20 protein-coding genes are annotated in these 16,335 nt (G+C 54.5%); 13 read left to right on the top strand and 7 right to left on the bottom strand.

Features of this window, described 5'->3' with window-relative positions; all coding sequences use genetic code 11:
- Window position 1: 1 nt before the first annotated feature.
- The 10 genes from fliJ (at window position 2) to rcsA (ending at window position 6,760) form a co-directional block, all read left to right on the top strand.
- Window positions 2-445, top strand: a complete 444-nt coding sequence (gene fliJ / locus C7387_RS03210) for a flagellar export protein FliJ (RefSeq protein ID WP_006820576.1) — start codon at window positions 2-4, stop codon at window positions 443-445.
- Window positions 442-1,668 carry a flagellar hook length control protein FliK gene (fliK, locus tag C7387_RS03205; protein ID WP_006820577.1) on the top strand — a complete coding sequence of 409 codons (1,227 nt, stop codon included), beginning with the start codon at window positions 442-444 and terminating at the stop codon, window positions 1,666-1,668. The genes fliJ and fliK overlap by 4 nt, the downstream gene beginning before the upstream one ends.
- Window positions 1,669-1,768: 100 nt before the next feature.
- Window positions 1,769-2,236 (top strand): flagellar basal body-associated protein FliL, encoded by a 468-nt coding sequence (gene fliL / locus C7387_RS03200; RefSeq protein WP_006820578.1) that lies wholly within the window; start codon window positions 1,769-1,771, stop codon window positions 2,234-2,236.
- 4 nt (window positions 2,237-2,240) lie between these two features.
- The gene (fliM, locus tag C7387_RS03195) at window positions 2,241-3,245 is read left to right on the top strand and encodes a flagellar motor switch protein FliM (RefSeq protein ID WP_006820579.1); all 1,005 of its coding nucleotides are present in this window, start codon (window positions 2,241-2,243) and stop codon (window positions 3,243-3,245) included.
- On the top strand, window positions 3,242-3,655 hold the full coding sequence (gene fliN, locus C7387_RS03190) for a flagellar motor switch protein FliN (RefSeq protein ID WP_006820580.1): 414 nt from the start codon (window positions 3,242-3,244) through the stop codon (window positions 3,653-3,655). The genes fliM and fliN overlap by 4 nt, the downstream gene beginning before the upstream one ends.
- Window position 3,656: 1 nt before the next feature.
- The gene (fliO, locus tag C7387_RS03185) at window positions 3,657-4,034 is read left to right on the top strand and encodes a flagellar biosynthetic protein FliO (RefSeq protein WP_006820581.1); all 378 of its coding nucleotides are present in this window, start codon (window positions 3,657-3,659) and stop codon (window positions 4,032-4,034) included.
- Window positions 4,034-4,771 carry a flagellar type III secretion system pore protein FliP gene (gene fliP / locus C7387_RS03180; protein WP_006820582.1) on the top strand — a complete coding sequence of 246 codons (738 nt, stop codon included), beginning with the start codon at window positions 4,034-4,036 and terminating at the stop codon, window positions 4,769-4,771. Before fliO ends, fliP begins: the two co-directional genes overlap by 1 nt.
- Before the next feature lie 11 nt (window positions 4,772-4,782).
- Window positions 4,783-5,052: a flagellar biosynthesis protein FliQ gene (gene fliQ / locus C7387_RS03175; RefSeq protein ID WP_038256747.1), complete on the top strand. Its 270-nt coding sequence runs from the start codon at window positions 4,783-4,785 to the stop codon at window positions 5,050-5,052.
- A gap of 6 nt (window positions 5,053-5,058) precedes the next feature.
- Entirely contained in the window at window positions 5,059-5,853 is a 795-nt protein-coding gene (gene fliR, locus C7387_RS03170) for a flagellar biosynthetic protein FliR (protein ID WP_038256745.1), read from the top strand.
- A gap of 283 nt (window positions 5,854-6,136) precedes the next feature.
- Window positions 6,137-6,760, top strand: coding sequence for a transcriptional regulator RcsA (gene rcsA, locus C7387_RS03165; RefSeq protein WP_006820585.1), 624 nt, complete (start codon window positions 6,137-6,139; stop codon window positions 6,758-6,760).
- Window positions 6,761-6,803: 43 nt separating this feature from the next.
- Here the strand turns inward: rcsA and dsrB are convergent, their stop codons facing one another.
- Window positions 6,804-6,992 (bottom strand): protein DsrB, encoded by a 189-nt coding sequence (dsrB, locus tag C7387_RS03160; protein ID WP_006820586.1) that lies wholly within the window; start codon window positions 6,990-6,992, stop codon window positions 6,804-6,806.
- 258 nt (window positions 6,993-7,250) lie between these two features.
- On the opposite strand from dsrB, the gene yodD reads away from it, so the two are divergent.
- Window positions 7,251-7,478: a YodD family peroxide/acid resistance protein gene (gene yodD, locus C7387_RS03155; RefSeq protein WP_006820587.1), complete on the top strand. Its 228-nt coding sequence runs from the start codon at window positions 7,251-7,253 to the stop codon at window positions 7,476-7,478.
- Between the two features lie 278 nt (window positions 7,479-7,756).
- Here the strand turns inward: yodD and dgcQ are convergent, their stop codons facing one another.
- From dgcQ to C7387_RS03140, 3 genes are all read right to left on the bottom strand, one after another.
- Window positions 7,757-9,433 (bottom strand): cellulose biosynthesis regulator diguanylate cyclase DgcQ, encoded by a 1,677-nt coding sequence (gene dgcQ / locus C7387_RS03150; RefSeq protein ID WP_038256740.1) that lies wholly within the window; start codon window positions 9,431-9,433, stop codon window positions 7,757-7,759.
- 96 nt (window positions 9,434-9,529) lie between these two features.
- Window positions 9,530-9,709 carry a YodC family protein gene (locus C7387_RS03145; protein WP_006820590.1) on the bottom strand — a complete coding sequence of 60 codons (180 nt, stop codon included), beginning with the start codon at window positions 9,707-9,709 and terminating at the stop codon, window positions 9,530-9,532.
- Between the two features lie 77 nt (window positions 9,710-9,786).
- Complete coding sequence (locus tag C7387_RS03140) at window positions 9,787-10,704, bottom strand: DUF808 family protein (RefSeq protein WP_120816035.1); 918 nt, start codon at window positions 10,702-10,704, stop codon at window positions 9,787-9,789.
- A gap of 171 nt (window positions 10,705-10,875) precedes the next feature.
- Between C7387_RS03140 and yedA the strand changes: the two genes are divergently transcribed.
- On the top strand, window positions 10,876-11,787 hold the full coding sequence (gene yedA, locus C7387_RS03135; RefSeq protein WP_006820592.1) for a drug/metabolite exporter YedA: 912 nt from the start codon (window positions 10,876-10,878) through the stop codon (window positions 11,785-11,787).
- On the opposite strand, the gene C7387_RS03130 is transcribed toward yedA, so the two are convergent.
- From C7387_RS03130 to C7387_RS03115, 3 genes are all read right to left on the bottom strand, one after another.
- Window positions 11,762-12,259, bottom strand: coding sequence for a very short patch repair endonuclease (locus C7387_RS03130; RefSeq protein WP_120816034.1), 498 nt, complete (start codon window positions 12,257-12,259; stop codon window positions 11,762-11,764). The genes yedA and C7387_RS03130 overlap by 26 nt on opposite strands.
- On the bottom strand, window positions 12,240-13,673 hold the full coding sequence (locus C7387_RS03125; protein ID WP_420855488.1) for a DNA cytosine methyltransferase: 1,434 nt from the start codon (window positions 13,671-13,673) through the stop codon (window positions 12,240-12,242). The genes C7387_RS03130 and C7387_RS03125 overlap by 20 nt, the downstream gene beginning before the upstream one ends.
- 212 nt (window positions 13,674-13,885) lie before the next feature.
- Window positions 13,886-14,596: a phosphohydrolase gene (locus tag C7387_RS03115; protein ID WP_120816031.1), complete on the bottom strand. Its 711-nt coding sequence runs from the start codon at window positions 14,594-14,596 to the stop codon at window positions 13,886-13,888.
- A 541-nt stretch (window positions 14,597-15,137) separates the two neighbouring features.
- Here C7387_RS03115 and ompC point away from each other — a divergent pair.
- Complete coding sequence (gene ompC / locus C7387_RS03110) at window positions 15,138-16,271, top strand: porin OmpC (protein WP_120816030.1); 1,134 nt, start codon at window positions 15,138-15,140, stop codon at window positions 16,269-16,271.
- The last annotated feature ends 64 nt before the right edge of the window (window positions 16,272-16,335 follow it).

Genomic DNA, 16,335 nt, shown 5'->3' with positions numbered 1-16,335 from the left:
TATGGCGCAACATGGTGCATTAACGACATTAAAAGGTCTGGCCGAAAAAGAAGTGGATAACGCCGCGCTGCGCTTAGGCGAAATGCGTCGCGGGTTTCAGCAAGCGGAAGAGCAGCTGAAAATGCTGATGGATTATCAGCTTGAGTACCAGAACAACCTTGCCGGTGACATGACGCGAGGGATCGGCAGCCTGCGCTGGCAAAACTATCAGCAGTTTATTGCTACGCTTGAAAAGGCCATCGACCAGCACCGCGAACAGCTTTCCCAGTGGGAGAGCCGTGTCAGCCAGGCCCTGACCTTCTGGCGTGAGAAAAAACAGCGTTTACAGGCATGGCAAACGCTGCAGGACAGACAGGCTGCCGCCGAACTGCTGGCAGAAAACCGTCTGGACCAGAAAAAAATGGACGAATTCGCCCAACGAGCAACCTTAAGGAAACCAGAATGATTAGCTTGCCGAAAATTATCCTTAGCGATACCGACGTCTCCGCCGCCGGGCAAACGGCGAAGCTCCCCGGTGACGCGCAGGATTTTCTCTCGCTGCTGGCGGGAGCGCTTTCTGCCAAAACAGGCGGCGATGGTAAAACTGCGCTGACGCTGACCGATTTGCAAAATGCCGCCGCGGGCCTTGCCAAAGGCGACGCCAGGGCCGGTGCCCAGAAGCTCAACCAGCTGTTGGGCCAGGCTCAGGAGCATCCTGAAGCCGCGCTCAGCAAGTCAGACGCCGAAACGCTGAGCGATGCGCAGGCGCTGCTGGCCTCGCTCACCGCACCGCTGGCCAACACGGATGCGGCAAAGACTCTGCCACAGGCTGACGTGAAAACGGGGCTGAAATCTGATGCCCGCGGCCTGCGCGAAGACGACCTTGCAGGCTTAAGCGCGCTGATGGCGATGCTGCCGCAGGCGCAAACATTGAACGTACCGGCAACCACACCATCCGCGCAGGCTAACGTCACCCTGTCCGGACTTGCCAGCACCGCGGCTCAAAGCGGGACATCACTGGCCGCCACAGAGCTCCCGGGTAAAGGTGAAGGCAAAAACGCACCGCTGGCGGCAAAAGCCGGTGAAAATCCAGCACTGACACAAAACTCCCCGCTGGCGGCCACTGCGGCCGTAAAGGCGGAGGCTGAAAGCGCGCCCACGCCCACCGCGTCTACCACGCCCGTCGCACCGATGATGAGTCCTGCCACCGCGCAACCTGCGGCGGTCGCCAGCGTGCCGACCCCAACCATCAGCGCACCACTGGGTAGCCCGGACTGGCAGCAGAACGTTAGCCAGCACATCACGCTGTTTACTCGTCAGGGACAGCAGTCCGCCGAGCTGCGTCTGCACCCGGAAGACCTGGGACAGATCCATATCTCCCTCAAGCTTGACGACAATCAGGCCCAGCTGCAGATGGTTTCATCACACAGCCACGTTCGCGCGGCGCTGGAAGCCGCCCTGCCCACCCTGCGCACGCATCTTGCAGAAAGCGGCATTCAGCTGGGGCAAAGCAACATCAGCAGCGAGAGTTTCTCCGGGCAACAACAGCAGTCGTTCTCGCAGCAGCAGAACGCATCCCGCTCTTCTGCTCAGGGCTCCGCCGCGGCTGAAGAAGACGACACGCTGCTTGCGCCTGCCAGCCTGCAATCTCTCACTCGAGGCACTGGCGCGGTCGATACGTTCGCCTAACGCCAGAGGTAACGTGATTATTCCCGTCTTTTCCACGCTTTGACGCGCGCGGGAGACGGGATAATCACACCATAAGCTGTAAACAGGATGACCGTAACAGATGACAGACTCTGCTCTCAGTAAAAAACGTAAACGCTCAATCTGGATCCCGTTGTTAGTGCTGGTGACGCTCGCCGCCTGCGCCACCGCGGGATATAGTTATTGGCGTTTGCAGCAACACCCCGCCGCGAGCGCGAAACAAGAGGTTCCGCCGCCGCCTGCGCCTGTGTTCTATGCGCTTGATACCTTCACCGTTAACCTTGGCGATGCTGACCGCGTGCTGTACGTCGGGATCACCCTGCGCCTGAAGGATGAAGCCACCCGCCTGCGCCTGAGCGAGTATCTGCCGGAAGTTCGTAGCCGCCTGCTGCTGCTGTTCTCTCGTCAAAATGCGACCGACCTTGCCACCGATACCGGCAAACAAAAACTGGTCGACGCTATCAAGAGCACGCTTGCCCAGCCGCTGGTTGCGGGTCAACCGAAGCAGGAAGTGACTGACGTTCTGTATACAGCTTTCATTCTGCGGTAATCCCATGGGCGATAGTATTCTTTCTCAGGCCGAAATCGACGCACTGCTTAACGGCGACAGTGACAATGCAGACGAACCCAAATCAGGGAAAGTCAGCGACAGCGATATTCGTCCCTACGATCCTAATACCCAGCGTCGCGTGGTGCGTGAGCGCCTGCAGGCGCTGGAAATCATCAACGAACGTTTTGCCCGTCAGTTCCGTATGGGCTTGTTCAACCTGCTGCGTCGTAGCCCGGACATCACCGTCGGTGCGATTCGCATTCAGCCGTATCATGAGTTTGCCCGCAATCTGCCGGTGCCAACCAACCTTAACCTGATCCACCTGAAGCCGCTGCGCGGTACCGGGCTGTTCGTGTTCTCACCAAGCCTGGTGTTCATTGCGGTGGACAACCTGTTTGGTGGTGACGGTCGCTTCCCGACCAAAGTGGAAGGCCGCGAGTTCACCCATACCGAACAGCGCGTGATTAACCGCATGCTGAAGCTGGCGCTCGAAGGTTACAGCGATGCCTGGAAAGCCATCAACCCACTGGAAGTGGAGTATGTGCGTTCCGAAATGCAGGTGAAATTTACCAATATCACCACCTCTCCGAACGACATTGTGGTCAATACGCCGTTCCATGTCGAAATTGGCAACCTGACCGGGGAGTTCAATATTTGCCTGCCGTTCAGCATGATTGAGCCGCTGCGCGAAGTGCTGGTGAACCCGCCACTGGAAAACTCCCGCAGCGAAGACCAGAACTGGCGTGAAAACCTGGTACGCCAGGTGCAGCACTCCGAGCTGGAGCTGGTGGCGAACTTTGCCGATATCTCGATGCGGTTGTCGCAGATCCTGAAGCTGTCACCGGGTGACGTGCTGCCGATCGAAAAACCTGACCGCATTATTGCCCACGTGGATGGTGTACCGGTGTTGACCAGCCAGTACGGCACATTGAACGGTCAATACGCGTTACGCGTAGAGCATTTGATTAATCCGATACTGAATTCGCTGAATGAGGAACAGCCCAAATGAGTGATATGAATACCCCGTCCGATGACAACAGCGGAGCAATGGACGATCTGTGGGCTGATGCACTGAACGAACAGAAAACCACCACCAGCAAGAGCGCTGCCGATGCGGTGTTCCAGCAGCTCGGCGGTGGCGATGCCAGCGGTACGCTGCAAGATATCGATCTCATCATGGATATTCCGGTCAAACTGACCGTTGAGCTGGGTCGTACCCGCATGACCATTAAAGAGCTGCTGCGCCTGACGCAGGGTTCCGTGGTGGCGCTCGACGGTCTGGCCGGTGAGCCGCTGGATATTCTCATCAACGGCTACCTGATTGCGCAGGGTGAAGTCGTGGTCGTTGCCGATAAGTACGGCGTGCGCATCACCGATATCATCACCCCGTCCGAACGTATGCGTCGTCTGAGCCGCTAAGATGAAAACCCAGGCCATCATCAGCCAGCCTGCTACACCCAACTCGTCACCGCTGATTCAGGTCAGCGGTGCCCTGCTGGGCATAATTTTGCTGATCCTGGCGGCGGCCTGGCTTGCCAAACGCGTCGGACTCAGCGGCGTTAAATCCGGCGGTAACCGGGGGCTTAAAGTCAGCGCCAGCGCTTCGCTGGGCCAACGTGAACGGGTGGTCATTGTTGACGTTGAGGACGCCCGCCTGGTGCTTGGCGTGACCTCGGGTCAGGTGACTCTGCTGCATACGCTGCCGCCTGCACCAGCCGCTGCCGAAGAACAGAAAACGGTCCAGCCCGATTTCGCCTCGATAATAAAAAATACTCTCAAGCGTTCCGGGAGATCCTGATGAAGCGCGTGTTATCCCTTTCGCTGACCGCTTTGTGGTTGCTCTCCCCTGCCGCGTTTGCCCAACTGCCGGGTCTGGTTAGCCAACCGCTGCCGGGCGGCGGTCAGAGCTGGTCGCTGCCGGTACAGACGCTGGTTTTTATTACCTCGCTGACCTTTATTCCGGCCATTTTACTGATGATGACCAGCTTCACCCGCATCATCATCGTCTTTGGTCTGCTGCGTAACGCGCTCGGAACCCCTTCGGCACCGCCTAACCAGGTGCTGCTGGGCCTGGCGCTGTTCCTGACTTTTTTCATCATGTCGCCGGTTATCGACAAGATTTATGCCGACGCCTACCAGCCCTTCAGCGAAGATAAGATTTCGATGGAGCAGGCGCTGGACAAAGGCGCCCAGCCGCTGCGTGAGTTTATGCTGCGCCAGACCCGTGAGGCGGATCTCGCGCTGTTCGCCCGCCTGGCCAACACCGCCCCGTTGCAGGGGCCGGAAGCGGTGCCAATGCGTATTCTGCTGCCAGCGTATGTGACCAGCGAACTGAAAACCGCATTCCAGATCGGTTTTACCATTTTCATTCCGTTCCTGATTATTGACCTGGTTATTGCCAGCGTCCTGATGGCACTCGGGATGATGATGGTACCGCCGGCGACTATCGCCTTGCCGTTTAAGCTCATGCTCTTTGTTCTCGTCGACGGTTGGCAGCTGCTGATCGGCTCTCTGGCCCAGAGTTTCTACAGTTAAGGAGTCTGACGATGACACCTGAATCGGTCATGATGATGGGCACCGAGGCGATGAAAATCGCCCTCGCGCTCGCTGCTCCCCTGCTGCTTGTAGCGCTGGTTACCGGTTTGCTTATCAGTATTCTGCAGGCTGCAACCCAGATTAACGAAATGACGCTGTCGTTCATTCCGAAAATCATCGCGGTGTTTATCGCCATTATCGTTGCCGGTCCGTGGATGCTGAATCTGCTGCTCGACTATGTGCGCACGCTGTTTTCCAACCTGCCTTACATCATTGGCTAACCGTCTATGATGCACGTCACCAGCGACCAGTGGCTGCACTGGCTAAGCCTCTATTTCTGGCCGCTGCTGCGCGTGCTGGCGCTGATCTCGACCGCGCCGATCCTCAGTGAAAAAGCCGTGCCTAAGCGGGTGAAGCTGGGGCTCGGTTTTCTGATTACCTTTGTCATCGCCCCGATGCTGCCGCCCACCGACGTCACGCTGTTTTCACCAAACGCCCTGTGGCTGGCGCTGCAGCAGGTGCTGATTGGCATTGCCCTTGGCTTTACCATGCAGTTTGCCTTCGCGGCAATTCGTACCGCCGGGGAAATCATTGGTCTGCAGATGGGGTTGTCGTTTGCCACCTTTGTGGATCCGGGCAGTAACCTCAACATGCCGGTGCTGGCGCGCATCATGGATATGCTGGCGCTGCTGTTGTTCCTGGTCTTTAACGGCCATCTGTGGCTGATTTCTTTACTGGTCGATACCTTCCATACTTTGCCCATTGGCGGCGAGCCGTTAAACAGCAATGCGTTTATGGCGCTTTCCCGCGCTGGCGGGCTCATTTTCCTCAACGGTCTGATGCTGGCATTACCGGTGATTACCCTGCTGCTGACCATCAACCTGGCGCTGGGTATGCTGAACCGAATGGCACCGCAGCTCTCCGTTTTCGTTATCGGTTTTCCGATTACGCTTACCGTCGGTATTTTATTGATGACGGCACTGATGCCGTTGATTGCTCCTTTCTGCGAACGTTTATTTAGTGAGATTTTTGATTTGCTCGCAGATATTATCAGTGAACTGCCGAAAATAAACTCGCCTTAATCCCCTTCTTATCGCACCGTTATTCTAAGGATATTCCTAAAAAAAATTAGAGGAAACATCTACCAGGATATATCTGGCGCGGCTTATTTGCTTTTAAGACATTCACATAACACAACATTTACTTTACTTTGAGAAGATTCCTGGCAAATTATAAGTAACTTTACGGGATAGTTGAGGTCGCCTGATTTCGTTCGCCCTGCTCATTTTAAGTTTAATTCAGGTCGTGGGATTTTGATTGAAGGTGATGGGTTAATTATCGTTACACATCGAGTGGGGGTAAGCCATGTCAACGATTATTATGGATCTGTGCAGTTACACCCGGCTGGGGTTAACCGGGTACCTGACAAGCCGGGGGGTGAAGAAGCGCGACATCTGTGACGTAGACAGCGTCGAAGAGTTCGCAAAAGTGTGTGAAAGCCGTCAACCGTCTGTCGTGTTTATTAATGAAGACTGCTTTATTCATGATCCGCAAAGCAGTCAGCAAATCAAGCAGATCATTAATCAACACACCAGGACAATGTTTATCGTATTTATGGCAATCGCAAACATCCATTTTGATGAATATTTACTGGTCAGAAAAAACTTACTAATTAGCTCTAAATCAATTAAGCCGGAATCACTGGATGACATTTTAGGGGATTATCTCAAAAAAGAATCAAATGGGGTTGGTAATATTAATCTCCCTACACTTTCGTTAAGCCGTACTGAATCCAGTATGCTGAAAATGTGGATGTCGGGACAGGGTACGATCCAGATATCCGACCAGATGAATATAAAGGCAAAAACAGTTTCTTCACATAAAGGTAATATTAAAAAGAAAATAAAAACACATAACAAGCAGGTAATTTACCATGTTGTTCGGTTAACCGACCATGTTACCTCTGGGATCTACGTCAACATGCGTTGATGCCTGTTAGCCGGCGGCCATGCCGCCGGTTTAACGTCAGCGGTTATTCACTCTTTTCCACGAAAATCCCGTCTTCGTGTCCCAGTTCATTAAAGAACCAGATGCCCAGTGGGTAATCCTCAAGCGATACCAGGTACATCGTGCCTTCACTGAACGGCTCAACCGCCAGCACTACGCCCGGCCTGCGTTCACCACCATCGGTTTTCACCGTCACTCGATCGTTGACCTGCATACGCTTCTCTCCACAATGCTTTTCAGCCAGTGTAGAACAAAACGCATTCGCAATCAGCGTGCCTGAGTGTGATCGGTGCTTTTATATACTCTAAATCATTCGAGTTGCAGGAAGGAGGCGACGCAGTGGATCCCCGGGAGCTTACATCAGTCAGTGACTGGGGTGAGCGAGGAAGCCAACGCACATGCAACTTGAAGTATGACGAGTATACGCGTCTATACTAATAGATGAGCCAATGACCCTACGGAGGCAGGGCTTATGAAAGATGGGAAAATGTATGCCGACAGAACCCGGGGCGGGGACGACGTCGATGTCGACGCTCTACTGGCCGCGATTAACGAAATCTGCGAAAGCGAAGTTCACCGTTCCAGCGATGACCCCAGCCACGTCAGCGTGGACGGCCGCGAATATCACACGTGGCGTGAAATGGCCGAGGCGTTCGAGCTGGACATTCACGACTTCAGCGTGACGGAGATGAGTCGTTAAGGCGAAAAAAATCCCGGCGCCGTTCGGCCCGGGATGAAGCTTGCATATGCAAGAAGCACTTAAAATTCGTTACACCAGAAAATCTGATGTGGCTCACACATTATCGCCAAAAATTTTGTGTGACAAGGATTATTCCTGACGTGAATAATTGAATTTGCATAGATTTTTTTGGGCACTACCGCTCCGGCCCTGGTGATAAAGGGATCGGTCCCAATCAGCGGCCACCGATCCCTTGGCAAAAAATTTCAATTATTCCCGCAAGAGGCTCATCTGCCGTTTCAGGAATCGTCGGCGCCACAGGTCTGGTTACGGCCATTCTGCTTCGCCTGATACAGGCGCTTGTCGGCAATCGACTGCAGAACTTCAAAATCGTACTGTCCGGTTTCGTCGCTGCTACTCACCCCAAGCGACGCGCTGATGCGCTGCGTCGCCCCTTTGCCCACCAGCAGTTCCCGGCTATGGATACGCTCACGGATACGCTCTGCCGCCTCCATCGCCGTGCGTAGCGAGGCCCCCGGCAGCACCACGCAGAACTCCTCTCCCCCTACGCGGCCAGCAATGTCCGCCTCGCGGATCTTGCTGGTGATAAGGCTTGCGGCATGCGAGAGCACCCGATCTCCCGCCTGATGACCATACTTGTCGTTGATCTGCTTAAAGTAGTCGAGGTCGAGCTGGATAACCGAAATCGGCAGGAGCTTCTCTTCGCACTCCTGGGTGGCGGTGACCGCACGTTCAAACAGCGCGCCACGGTTATAGAGGCGGGTCAGCGCATCATGCCAGGCGCGCCACTGCAGCGACTCCTGCAACCCGGTCATGTTGGCGACCATGCTGCGGATAAGCCACCAGGAGAACAGCAGCATGCTGGTGAATAGCAGCCATACCAGCGCCAGCGCGATAGTAATGGTGCCAAAGTCACCTCGTATTCCCTCATTCAGGCTGTGAATTCGCAGCAGTACACCGTCGAAGTTACGCAGCTTCTCCCAGCTAATGTAGCGGGTCACCAACCGCAATCCACCGCGGTTGTCATGTTCAAAATCGTTGGCTAACTGCGCCTCTTCCAGTTTGTCGAGGTGGATGATATCCGCCCCCACCGCTGAAGAAGCGATCAGGTTCATCTTGCTGTCGTACAGCTGGTATTCTCCCTCCTCCTCGCCCTCAACGGCACGCAGGAGGAAGTTTTTCATTTCGCTGACGGAGAAGTCCATCGCCAGTACGCCGTACCAGTAGTGCTTAAAATCGAGTGGTAAAGACGCGGTGACGAGGCTTGCCTCAATGCTCTCTCCTTTCGGAGCGGGCTGCGTGTACCAACGGATGCCGCGCGCCGGGTTATTACGCTGTGACTGCTGGGCAAACCACGGGCTGGTAACGAGGCCGTAATAAGCCATAATCACCGATTTCGGGTTTTCGTCCGGGTTGCTTGAGAGAAAGAATCCGGCGCGGGAAACGTACAGCATACGGTCAGCCAGGCGCTGGGAGGGATGAGAAAGACGCAGCAGGTAGCCAAGTTCAAGCGTTGCGGTCAGCTCATTATCGCGCAGCGGGTTGTCGCGATTAAGGATCGACGTCTCATCGACAAATTTATCCGACACGCCATACACCGGCAGCGTGCGGCTTTTATCAATAAGCACGGTCCATTCAGGCTGACGGCGCTTGTGTTCAAAGTCATCTTTCGCATTGCGCAGCACTTCAAACCCGAGAGGGATTTCTACTGCCGAACGCATTCCGTTACGAAAAAAGAACAGACGATCGACGTTGAACTGGAGCTGGGCATCCATCTCATGGGCAACGTTTTCGAGGTTATTACGCTGGCTGGAGATGTAGGCATCTTCCAGTACGACGATCTCGCGCCAGGTGAGCAGCGTGGAACAGAGTAAAACGATGATAAAGCAATAGTTGACGACCCTTCCCGGGTTCGTACGGCGGCTGAGATAGTTCAGCCAGGAGGGCTTTTCCACAGATGTTACGCGGTGCACAAAAACTCCATGATTGCCGTGGCAGGGCACTGTCAGATTGCTCAGTAAAACGCCCGGCAACGTTGCCGGGCGGGGTCGCTACGCCTCGTTCTGAACCGACTGCCGCCACGGCACCAGTTCATCTTCCCGGAACGCCTCACGCTTTACGCCATAACCATCGTACCAGCGGCATTCAACCATCCCGCTGGAAAATCCGGTCACGACCATGCTTGGCCCACCGTTTTTAGGCTTAACTTCATCACTGATCAAAAAGACCATTGTTGCCTCCTGTATCAGGGTGAAACCCTCAAACCTTAGACGAAATCCGTCAAATTTGCGTAATGGCAGGACGAATTTTACGCTTTTGTCTGGCGCAAACGGCTGACGACAGAAACGGCCCCCACCACCACCGCGCCCACCACAAAACCGAGCAGCAGATTGAGTAAGGTTGGCAGCATCCACTGGATGGCAGCGGCCTGGCTCGCGGTAAAATGTTCAATGGCGTGATGCAGCGGCGCAACGCCGTGCACGATAATGCCACCACCGACGAGGAACATCGCCGCCGTCCCGACGACCGACAAAAACTTCATCAGCCACGGTGCGATAAACAGCAGCCCCTTGCCCAGACTCTGTGCCAGCTGGCTGCTTTTTTCCACCAGCCAGTAGCCCATGTCGTCCAGTTTAACGATGATCCCCACCAGGCCATAAACCCCAATTGTTACAAGAATTGCGATGCCGGAAAGGACGAGCACCTGATTCAGCAGCGGCGCTTCGGCAACAATGCCCAGCGTAATCGCCACGATCTCGGCAGAAAGAATGAAGTCGGTGCGCACGGCGCCTTTGATTTTGTCCCGCTCAAAGACCTGGGGGTCCTGGTTCGCCAGGCTCTCCAGCCGCTGCGCCGCCGCTTGTTCATCTTTTTTATGTTTGCGCGACTGCAGGGTATGCAGCACTTTCTCCACGCCTTCAAAACAGAGGAACGCGCCGCCCAGCATCAACAATGGGGTAATAGCCCAGGGCAGAAAAGCGCTTATCAATAGCGCCAGCGGAACCAGGATCACCTTATTAAGAAACGACCCTTTCGCCACGCTCCACACCACCGGCAGTTCCCGGTTGGCGCGTACCCCCGAAACCTGTTGGGCGTTCAGGGATAAATCGTCCCCCAGCACCCCGGCGGTTTTCTTCGCCGCCAGTTTTCCCATCAGTGAAATATCGTCCAGCAAGGTGGCAATATCATCCAGCAGCGTTAACAGACTTGATCCCGCCAAAATAATCGTCCTTCAATTTATCGTTATTAAACATATAGTATGTAGCAAAAGCGCCAACGCGCCCACTCATACAAATTGTCAACAAAATAAAAACATTCACCGACAGTGAAAGCGCTCGCCAGGCGGATAGTTTTCACGTTTACTATACGCGACCTTTCTATCCTGCCGTGAGGAAGTATGCGCTCCAGACCCTTACTCCCCCTGATTGGCGCGCTGTTTGCGCTGTATATTATTTGGGGTTCGACCTATTTTGCTATCAGCATCGGCGTTGAAAGCTGGCCTCCGTTTATGATGGCGGGCGTGCGCTTCTTGTTTGCTGGCGTTTTACTGTTGGGCTTTCTGCTGGCCACCGGGCATAAACTTCCCGCACGGCGCCCGATGCTGAACGCCGCGCTGATTGGCGTTCTGCTGCTGGCGGTTGGCAATGGCTTTGTCACCGTGGCCGAGCATCAGCACGTACCTTCCGGCATCGCCGCCGTGATGGTCGCCACCGTGCCGCTGTTTACGCTCTGTTTCAGCCGCTTTTTTGGCATAGCCACCCGTAAACTCGAGTGGTTAGGTATTGCCATTGGTCTTGTCGGTATTATTCTGCTCAACAGCGGCGGCAACCTCAACGGCAACCCGTGGGGCGCGGTTCTGATCCTGATTGGCTCCATCAGTTGGGCGTTTGGTTCAGTGTACGGCTCGCGCATTGAGCTGCCGAGCGGAATGATGGCGGGCGCCATTGAGATGCTAACCGCCGGGATCGTCCTGATGGCGGCATCGCTTTTAACTGGCGAAAAACTTACGGCAATGCCAACGCTCTCCGGTTTCCTCGCCGTGGGTTATCTGGCAATTTTCGGTTCGCTCATTGCCATCAACGCTTATATGTATCTTATTCGTAACGTCGCGCCTGCGGTCGCCACCAGCTATGCCTACGTGAACCCGGTGGTCGCGGTGCTGCTGGGCACCGGTTTCGGCGGCGAGCACCTTTCTGCCGTGGAGTGGCTGGCACTGGGGGTGATTATTTTCGCGGTGGTTCTGGTAACGCTCGGCAAATATCTGTTTCCGGCACGCGCCAGCGCTACGCCGTGTAAGGATCTGAAGTAGCCGTCAGCGGCGAAATGCCCTGAGTATCTATCTGCGCGGCGGGGCTGCCGCCGTCGCAGATCCACTCCTCGATTCGCTCACGCAGCGCCTCATCCGTTAGCTTTTCCCGCCCACGCAGCGCACACTCCCAGACGACCAGCACCCGCCAGCCCTCAGCGCGCAGCAGGGTAAGATCCCGGCTATCACGTTCAACGTTCTTGCCAATCTTGCCAAGCCAGAACGTGGTACGGGTGGCGGGAACTTTAAACAGATAGCAGTTGTGATGGTGCCAGAAACAGCCGTGGGTAAAAATGATGCAGCGATACTCCGGCACCACGAAGTCCGGCCTTCCCGGCAGAGAAGCATCCTGTACGTTGAAGGTAAACCCGGCCTCCTCAAGCAGCAGAGCCAGGCGTTTTTCGATGGCGGTGTCGCGGGTGCCAATCGCCCGCATATTTTTACTGCGGGTGGCCTTATCGTGAACGTCCGCCATGCAGAGCCTCTTGCTCACGCAGCGCCGCCGCCTGGCGGATGCGCGACTCCAGCAGTTTCGCGACAGCAGCAAACGCCGGGACGACCACCGAGTTACCAAACTGGCGATACGCCTGGGTATCTGACACCGGAATACGGAACTGATAGCCCTGCGGCGCTTCAAACCCCATCAGGCGGGCGCACTCGCGCGGCGTTAACCGACGAGGACGATGCTGCTGATTCGTTGGATCGTCAAAATTCTGTTCACCGAGCGCCTTGTCCCAGCCACGGTCGATAAGGATTTCTGCACCATCTTTGTAGTATCGCGCCGAAAGCGTGCGCGCCACGCTGTGCGGATTGCGCGGGTCTACCAGACCATAACCGAAGCCGTTACCTTTGGCCTGATGCTTTTTGGCATAGCGGTAGAGGTACTTCCACAGAACCGGAGTCAGGATAAATTTGGCATCCACCGTCGGTTCCAGCAGTTCCCCAAAAGTCGTTCGACGCTCCGGGTACAGCGCCGGAATGTCGCGCAGGCTAAAGCCTTCGTGCAGATTAAGATCGCGGCGAAAACCCACCAGCACGATGCGCTCGCGGTGCTGCGGCAGGAAGTGCTGCCCGTCGATAATCTTCGGATCATCGGCCCCCATCTCAGCGGCATCAGCAACCTCGTATCCGAGCCTGTCGAGGGTTTCCATAATAATGCGGAAGGTTTTGCCCTTATCGTGGCTTTTAAGGTTTTTAACGTTCTCAAGCACGAAAATCGCCGGACGGCGGGCATCGATAATCCTGACCACGTCAAAAAACAGCGTTCCCTGGGTATCGCAGGCGAAACCGTGCGCCCGACCCAGCGCATTTTTCTTGGAGACGCCCGCCAATGAGAACGGCTGGCAGGGAAAACCGGCCAACAGCACGTCGTGTTCAGGGATCGTCTCGCGAATATGCTGCGCTGCCTGCGCGTCGCTGACCTCAGGTTGATGACTTAGCGTCACGTCGCGGATATCGGTATTGAACTGATGTTCGTGTGGATCGCAATACCAGTTCGCCTTGTAGGTGCGCACGGCATGCTTATTCCACTCGCTGGTGAACACGCACTGCCCGCCAATCGCCTCAAAGCCATGGCGAATGCCGCCGATCCCGGCAAACAGGTCGATAAAACGAAAACCATAGTGCGGATGGTGTTTCGGCGGTTTCGGCAGCAGTTCATGCAGCCGCGCGTACTCTCCCTCGCTCAGGCGTTTATCGGCTTTAGCAAGGGCGACCACTCTTTTCAGGATCGCCGGGCTCCAGTGCTGCTCGCCCTGCGCGTTCAACTGCGCTACCAGCGTTTTCGCATCATAGATGGTCAGCAAGCGGGTTAATAACGCGTTAGCATCCCGCGCGGGCTCTGTCGTTGCCCCACGGGGGGAGAGTTTGAATGACATGTTTTCCTGCATTGGGGTAACCGGACCAGTCAATTATGGCAAAAGAGTACCATAAAAAACCGGCGCAACAGCCGAAGCTTGCTGAGATTAGTCTTAGAACCTACCCCATCAGGCGTAATCGGCGAAGACAGTTTGGGCACGGACAGCGCGGAAAAACCGGAGCGTACACGAAGTACGTGAGGATTTTGAGCACTGCCCAGGTCCAAACTGACAAGCAAGATAGCCTAAAGGGTAGGTTCCTGGACCTGGAACCCAAAACGCTGGATCACCGCCGCATCTGGCTTACGATAATCACCGCTTAATTCTGCACCGAGCTTGGCCATAAACTGCACCAGGAACTGCGCATTATGTTCCGCCAGCGCTTTGCCTCGTGCGGTTTGCATGGTCTGCGGCAGACGCAGGAGTTTAGTCTGGAAGTGATCGAGCGCAAAGGCACGGTCATCCAGCATTCGCCGTTCGGCAAACGGATCTTTCGCGTCAAACAGCGGGACGTTGAGCTGCCCTGCCACCGCAAAAACCCGGGCGAGGCCGATGGCACCGAGCGCCTCCAGCCGGTCCGCATCCTGAACAATTTTCGCTTCTTTCGTTTCAGGAACGATCGCCGCGCTAAAGCTGTGCGCCGCAATCGCATGTGCCAGCGCCGGGTAAAGGCTGGCTGGATAATCCGGAAAATCACGCGCCAGGATCTGCAGCGTTTCGGCCGCTGCCCGCGTTGATGAAAGATGACGTTCAGGGTGGTTCTTGGGCAGGCTCACGATATCGTGAAAATAGCAGGCCGCGAGAATGACCAGCAGATCCGCCTCCTCCCCTTCCGCCAGCTGGCGGGCCGTTCCCCAGACGCGACGAAAATGCGAGACATCATGAGCCGCGTCCTCCTGGGAGTGGTGCTGTGCCATCCAGTTTTCGAATCGTTCCTGCCACTGTTCAGGGGTCATGGTTATGCCTCATGTTCGCTCTTCTGTGTAGCAAGATTAATTCTTGTTAATGTCATTTACCAAACAAATTATTTAACTTAATTAATTTACGCAATGCATATAAAATTATCCAGTTTCAGACTTCTTTCTGCCGTTAATCTATGAGAGCATTAACTCGTTATTAGCCTGAAGTTGTTTTTACACTGTACTTATTCATACTTTTCTGACTTTGAACATTTACCCAACGCCGTTGGGTATTTTTTTATTCGTCGCCCATATGTAACACCAAAAATCATACACCACTTCAATTTCATTGTATTAATGAATACAAAACCCATTGATATTTATAAGCATAATATTACAGATACAGCAACTTAATACTAACCAACATCATTATTCATTTGAATTATAATGCCCACTTTAGAAACAAAATGAAATATTAGATATAATTTAATTACATTTTTCCTTTAAATTTAAATGAACTTAATAGATAGTATTTCAGCTGTAATCCAGCCCGGCATTACAGATATTCACATTAATTATAAATTCAAGGGAATATATAATGAACAGAAAAGTTCTGGCACTACTTATGCCTGCATTACTCATGGCAGGCGCAGCAAATGCGGCAGAGATTTATAATAAAGACGGCAATAAGCTGGATCTTTACGGCAAGGTCGACGGTCTGCACTACTTCTCTGACAGCAGTAAGAAAGACGGAGATCAAAGCTACATCCGTCTCGGCTTTAAAGGCGAAACCCAGATCAACGATCAGCTCACCGGCTACGGTCAGTGGGAGTACAACGTTCAGGCCAACAGCACCGAGGGTAGTAATAACTCCTGGACCCGTCTGGGCTTTGCGGGCCTCAAGTTCGGCGACTACGGCTCCTTTGACTACGGCCGTAACTACGGCGTGCTGTACGACGTGGAAGGTTGGACCGATATGCTGCCGGAGTTTGGCGGCGATACCTACACCAACGCTGATAACTTTATGACCGGCCGTACCAACGGCGTTGCCACCTACCGCAACAGCAATTTCTTCGGTCTGGTCGACGGCCTGGCTTTTGCTCTGCAGTATCAGGGTAAAAATGAAAATCAGAGCATCAAAGAAAACGTAGGCACCAATAACCGCGGTGACAGCGGAGATATTCGCTATGACAACGGTGACGGCTACGGTATCTCCACCACCTACAACACCGGCATGGGCTTCAGCGCAGGTGCATCATATGCGTCATCCGATCGAACTAACGCACAAGAACACGGTACCACTGCCGGTGGCGATAAGGCTGATGCCTGGACGCTGGGCATGAAGTACGACGCTAACCACATCTACCTGGCAACCATGTACGCCGAAACCCGCAATATGACCCCATATGGTAGCACCGACAGTACGGCAGGTGGTGGCGTTGCCAACAAAACGCAGAACTTCGAAGTGACCGCCCAGTACCAGTTCGATTTCGGTCTGCGCCCGGCCATTTCCTACCTGCAGTCTAAAGGCAAAGACCTGAACACCGCCTGGGGCAACGACAAAGACCTGGTGAAGTATGTTGATGTGGGTGCGACCTACTACTTCAACAAAAACATGTCTACCTACGTTGATTACAAAATCAACCTGCTGGATGACAACGACGACTTCTATTCCAGCAACGGCATCTCTACTGACGATATCGTCGCGCTGGGCCTGGTTTATCAGTTCTGATGATGTAACTGACCGACGGGAACGCTCAAAAAGCCGCAGACGTCTGCGGCTTTTTCTTTTCTGA

The organism is Yokenella regensburgei, assembly GCF_003634235.1.
GTDB lineage: Bacteria > Pseudomonadota > Gammaproteobacteria > Enterobacterales > Enterobacteriaceae > Yokenella > Yokenella regensburgei.
Note: the sequence above shows the minus strand (reverse complement) of the source record. Positions and strands in the feature narration are given on the sequence as shown.

Coding starts and splice junctions, on each gene's coding strand:
- ompC (WP_120816030.1), top strand. CDS start 15,138: ATGAACAGAAAAGTTCTGGCACTACTTATGCCTGCATTACTCATGGCA.
- fliK (WP_006820577.1), top strand. CDS start 442: ATGATTAGCTTGCCGAAAATTATCCTTAGCGATACCGACGTCTCCGCC.
- fliO (WP_006820581.1), top strand. CDS start 3,657: ATGAAAACCCAGGCCATCATCAGCCAGCCTGCTACACCCAACTCGTCA.
- fliP (WP_006820582.1), top strand. CDS start 4,034: ATGAAGCGCGTGTTATCCCTTTCGCTGACCGCTTTGTGGTTGCTCTCC.
- yodD (WP_006820587.1), top strand. CDS start 7,251: ATGAAAGATGGGAAAATGTATGCCGACAGAACCCGGGGCGGGGACGAC.
- fliQ (WP_038256747.1), top strand. CDS start 4,783: ATGACACCTGAATCGGTCATGATGATGGGCACCGAGGCGATGAAAATC.
- C7387_RS03115 (WP_120816031.1), bottom strand. CDS start 14,596: ATGACCCCTGAACAGTGGCAGGAACGATTCGAAAACTGGATGGCACAG.
- fliN (WP_006820580.1), top strand. CDS start 3,242: ATGAGTGATATGAATACCCCGTCCGATGACAACAGCGGAGCAATGGAC.
- C7387_RS03130 (WP_120816034.1), bottom strand. CDS start 12,259: ATGGCGGACGTTCACGATAAGGCCACCCGCAGTAAAAATATGCGGGCG.
- rcsA (WP_006820585.1), top strand. CDS start 6,137: ATGTCAACGATTATTATGGATCTGTGCAGTTACACCCGGCTGGGGTTA.
- C7387_RS03145 (WP_006820590.1), bottom strand. CDS start 9,709: ATGGTCTTTTTGATCAGTGATGAAGTTAAGCCTAAAAACGGTGGGCCA.
- dsrB (WP_006820586.1), bottom strand. CDS start 6,992: ATGCAGGTCAACGATCGAGTGACGGTGAAAACCGATGGTGGTGAACGC.
- fliR (WP_038256745.1), top strand. CDS start 5,059: ATGATGCACGTCACCAGCGACCAGTGGCTGCACTGGCTAAGCCTCTAT.
- yedA (WP_006820592.1), top strand. CDS start 10,876: ATGCGCTCCAGACCCTTACTCCCCCTGATTGGCGCGCTGTTTGCGCTG.
- fliM (WP_006820579.1), top strand. CDS start 2,241: ATGGGCGATAGTATTCTTTCTCAGGCCGAAATCGACGCACTGCTTAAC.
- fliJ (WP_006820576.1), top strand. CDS start 2: ATGGCGCAACATGGTGCATTAACGACATTAAAAGGTCTGGCCGAAAAA.
- fliL (WP_006820578.1), top strand. CDS start 1,769: ATGACAGACTCTGCTCTCAGTAAAAAACGTAAACGCTCAATCTGGATC.
- C7387_RS03125 (WP_420855488.1), bottom strand. CDS start 13,673: ATGCAGGAAAACATGTCATTCAAACTCTCCCCCCGTGGGGCAACGACA.